Source organism: Paracoccus tibetensis (assembly GCF_900102505.1).
GTDB lineage: Bacteria > Pseudomonadota > Alphaproteobacteria > Rhodobacterales > Rhodobacteraceae > Paracoccus > Paracoccus tibetensis.
Map to the genome: position 1 here is coordinate 1 of NZ_FMVT01000031.1, position 3993 is coordinate 3993.

Sequence of the window (3993 nt, forward strand, 5' to 3'; positions counted from 1 at the left end):
CATGGGAGTTGGTTCTACCCGACGACGCTGCGCTAACCCTTCGGGGAGGCAGGCGGCCACGGTAGGATCAGCGACTGGGGTGAAGTCGTAACAAGGTAGCCGTAGGGGAACCTGCGGCTGGATCACCTCCTTTCTAAGGACGATCCTGGCAGGATTGCTTGCAATCCTCGTGGATCATCTTAGCAGACGCCCGAGATCAGGGCGTCACATACGGCCAGGCCGTCCTCATATCTCTTCAGGAAATCAAGTGTCAGAGCCGCGCGGGGCGAAGCCCGGCGCCCGGCCTGTTATGGGTCGGTAGCTCAGGTGGTTAGAGCGCACGCCTGATAAGCGTGAGGTCGGAGGTTCAAGTCCTCCTCGACCCACCATTACCTTTGCCGCAGGGCAGGGATATGGGGCCTTAGCTCAGTTGGTAGAGCGCCTGCTTTGCAAGCAGGATGTCGTCGGTTCGACTCCGTCAGGCTCCACCATCACCCAGGCACATCCGACATGATCAGCAAATCCTGGTGCCAGGCTTTGCTCGTCCTGTCGGACGCACGGATCCTTCGGGATCCACTTCACATCGTTCAGAGAGATAATCAGCGTTGTCGGCTTCATCCGCGTAAGGATGAAGTGGTCGCAAGACCAACGGCAGCGTTGTCCAAGTCAAGTACAACTAACCAACAAGCACGGTTTGCCGTTCGGCAAATCATGCGGGAAAAATGTACGAATGTTTTTGACTGGAAGCGACCGCCGCGGGGCAACAAAAGGACCGCGGTGCGAAGGGCCTTTGGGTCTTTCTTCTTCCGGATCAAGTCAAGCGCGATAAGGGCGTTTGGTGGATGCCTTGGCAGCAAGAGGCGATGAAGGACGTGATACTCTGCGATAAGCCATGGGGAGCTGAGAATAAGCTTTGATCCATGGATTTCCGAATGGGGAAACCCACCTGAAGCTTGGTTGTTGTTTGCCGTTCGCGGCAGATCAACAGCTGGGCTAACCAGGTATCTTGGACCTGAACACATAGGGTTCAAGAAGCGAACCCGGGGAACTGAAACATCTAAGTACCCGGAGGAAAGGACATCAATAGAGACTCCGCTAGTAGTGGCGAGCGAACGCGGACCAGCCGAGCCTTGAGAGTGACCAGAACGATCTGGAAAGATCGGCCATAGCGGGTGACAGCCCCGTATGGGAAGCTCGATGGGACGTATCAAGTAGGGCGGGACACGTGAAATCCTGTCTGAAGATCGGGGGACCACCCTCGAAGGCTAAGTACTCCTTGCTGACCGATAGCGAACCAGTACCGTGAGGGAAAGGTGAAAAGCACCCCGACGAGGGGAGTGAAACAGTTTCTGAAACCGGACGCCTACAAGCAGTCGGAGCCCCCTTGAGGGGTGACGGCGTACCTTTTGTATAATGGGTCAACGACTTGGTCTGTCTGGCAAGCTTAAGCCGTTAGGTGTAGGCGCAGCGAAAGCGAGTGTTAAATGCGCGATTTAGTCAGACGGATCAGACCCGAAACCGAGTGATCTAGGCATGAGCAGGATGAAGGTTGGGTAACACCAACTGGAGGTCCGAACCCACACCTGTTGAAAAAGGTCGGGATGACTTGTGCCTAGGGGTGAAAGGCCAATCAAACTCGGAGATAGCTGGTTCTCCGCGAAAGCTATTTAGGTAGCGCCTCGGACGTATCCCTCGGGGGGTAGAGCACTGCATGGATGATGGGGGCCCACAGCCTTACTGAGTCTAAGCAAACTCCGAATACCCGAGAGGACTATCCGGGAGACACACGGCGGGTGCTAACGTCCGTCGTGGAGAGGGAAACAACCCTGACCAACAGCTAAGGCCCCCAATTCGTGGCTAAGTGGGAAAGCATGTGAGACTTCCAAAACAACCAGGAGGTTGGCTTAGAAGCAGCCATCCTTTAAAGATAGCGTAACAGCTCACTGGTCTAATCAAGAGGTCTTGCGGCGAAGATGTAACGGGGCTCAAGCCACGAGCCGAAGCTTTGGATGCATCCTTCGGGATGCGTGGTAGCGGAGCGTTCTGTGATATAGGACGCTGCCTCTTCTGATCTCTCGGGATCAGCGGAGGCAATGTTCTGACTGTGAAGCCGGGCCGTGAGGCATCCGGTGGAGTGATCAGAAGTGAGAATGTTGACATGAGTAGCGACAAACAGGGTGAGAGACCCTGTCGCCGAAAGTCCAAGGGTTCCTGCTTAAAGCTAATCTGAGCAGGGTAAGCCGGCCCCTAAGGCGAGGCCGAAAGGCGTAGTCGATGGGAACCAGGTTAATATTCCTGGGCCAGGAGATGGTGACGGATCCCGAGGGTAGTTCGATCTTAACGGATTGATCGGGCTGCTTAGGGGTTCCTGGAAATAGCCCTCCACAAGACCGTACCCGAAACCGACACAGGTGGACTGGTAGAGAATACCAAGGCGCTTGAGAGAACCACGTTTAAGGAACTCGGCAAAATACCTCCGTAAGTTCGCGAGAAGGAGGCCCGATTGGTAGGCAACTATCGGTCGGGGGCACAAACCAGGGGGTGGCGACTGTTTACTAAAAACACAGGGCTCTGCGAAGTCGCAAGACGACGTATAGGGTCTGACGCCTGCCCGGTGCCGGAAGGTTAAAAGGAGAGGTGCAAGCCTTGAATTGAAGCCCCGGTAAACGGCGGCCGTAACTATAACGGTCCTAAGGTAGCGAAATTCCTTGTCGGGTAAGTTCCGACCTGCACGAATGGCGTAACGACTTCCCCGCTGTCTCAAACGTGGACTCAGCGAAATTGAATTGTCTGTGAAGATGCAGACTTCCCGCGGTTAGACGGAAAGACCCCATGCACCTTTACTACAACTTCGCACTGGCATCAGGATTGCGATGTGCAGGATAGGCGGTAGGCTTTGAAGCGGGGACGCCAGTTCCCGTGGAGCCATCCTTGAGATACCGCCCTTCGCACTCTTGATGTCTAACCGCGGCCCGTTATCCGGGTCCGGGACCCTGCGTGGTGGGTAGTTTGACTGGGGCGGTCGCCTCCCAAACAGTAACGGAGGCGCGCGAAGGTTGGCTCAGAGCGGTCGGAAATCGCTCGTTGAGTGCAATGGCAGAAGCCAGCCTGACTGCAAGACTGACAAGTCGAGCAGAGTCGAAAGACGGCCATAGTGATCCGGTGGTCCCGAGTGGAAGGGCCATCGCTCAACGGATAAAAGGTACGCTGGGGATAACAGGCTGATGATGCCCAAGAGTCCATATCGACGGCATCGTTTGGCACCTCGATGTCGGCTCATCTCATCCTGGGGCTGGAGCAGGTCCCAAGGGTATGGCTGTTCGCCATTTAAAGAGGTACGTGAGCTGGGTTTAGAACGTCGTGAGACAGTTCGGTCCCTATCTGCCGTGGGTGTTGGAGACTTGAGAGGAGCTGCCCCTAGTACGAGAGGACCGGGGTGGACGGACCACTGGTGGACCTGTTGTCGTGCCAACGGCAGTGCAGGGTAGCTATGTCCGGACAGGATAAACGCTGAAGGCATCTAAGCGTGAAGCCCCCCTCAAAACAAGGTCTCCCTTGAGAGCCGTGGAAGACCACCACGTCGATAGGCCGGAGATGTAAGTGCAGCAATGCATTCAGTTGACCGGTACTAATGGCTCGATAGGCTTGATTTGATCCGGAAGAAGACAGACCAGCTGCAACAGCAGCCCTGACTTCCTCCCAGGAACATCCTTGGACAACACGCGGGCGCCGAAAGGCCCCGCACGCTGAGCGTTTCTTTCCCGGTCTGGTGGCCCTAGCGCGAGCAAAACACCCGATCCCATCCCGAACTCGGCCGTTAAGTGCCGCTGCGCCGATGGTACTGCGTCTCAAGACGTGGGAGAGTAGGTCACCGCCAGACCTGGAAAGAAACGCATCTCTCTCGAACGACGTCACTTCCGATCAAGGACACCAATGGCGCGGGGTAGAGCAGCCCGGTAGCTCGTCAGGCTCATAACCTGAAGGTCACAGGTTCAAATCCTGTCCCCGCAACCA

3 tRNA genes and 3 rRNA genes are annotated in these 3993 nt (G+C 56.1%); all 6 read left to right on the plus strand.

The features are described from left to right. Window positions 1-133, plus strand: a 16S ribosomal RNA gene (locus BLP73_RS18825); the annotation flags it as partial. A 158-nt stretch (window positions 134-291) separates the two neighbouring features. Further along, a tRNA-Ile gene (locus BLP73_RS18830) sits at window positions 292-368 on the plus strand. A 26-nt stretch (window positions 369-394) separates the two neighbouring features. Then, window positions 395-470, plus strand: a tRNA-Ala gene (locus BLP73_RS18835). 323 nt (window positions 471-793) lie between these two features. Then, window positions 794-3632 (plus strand): 23S ribosomal RNA (locus BLP73_RS18840). A 112-nt stretch (window positions 3633-3744) separates the two neighbouring features. Beyond that, a 5S ribosomal RNA gene (rrf, locus tag BLP73_RS18845) occupies window positions 3745-3859 on the plus strand. 57 nt (window positions 3860-3916) lie between these two features. After that, window positions 3917-3993, plus strand: a tRNA-Met gene (locus BLP73_RS18850).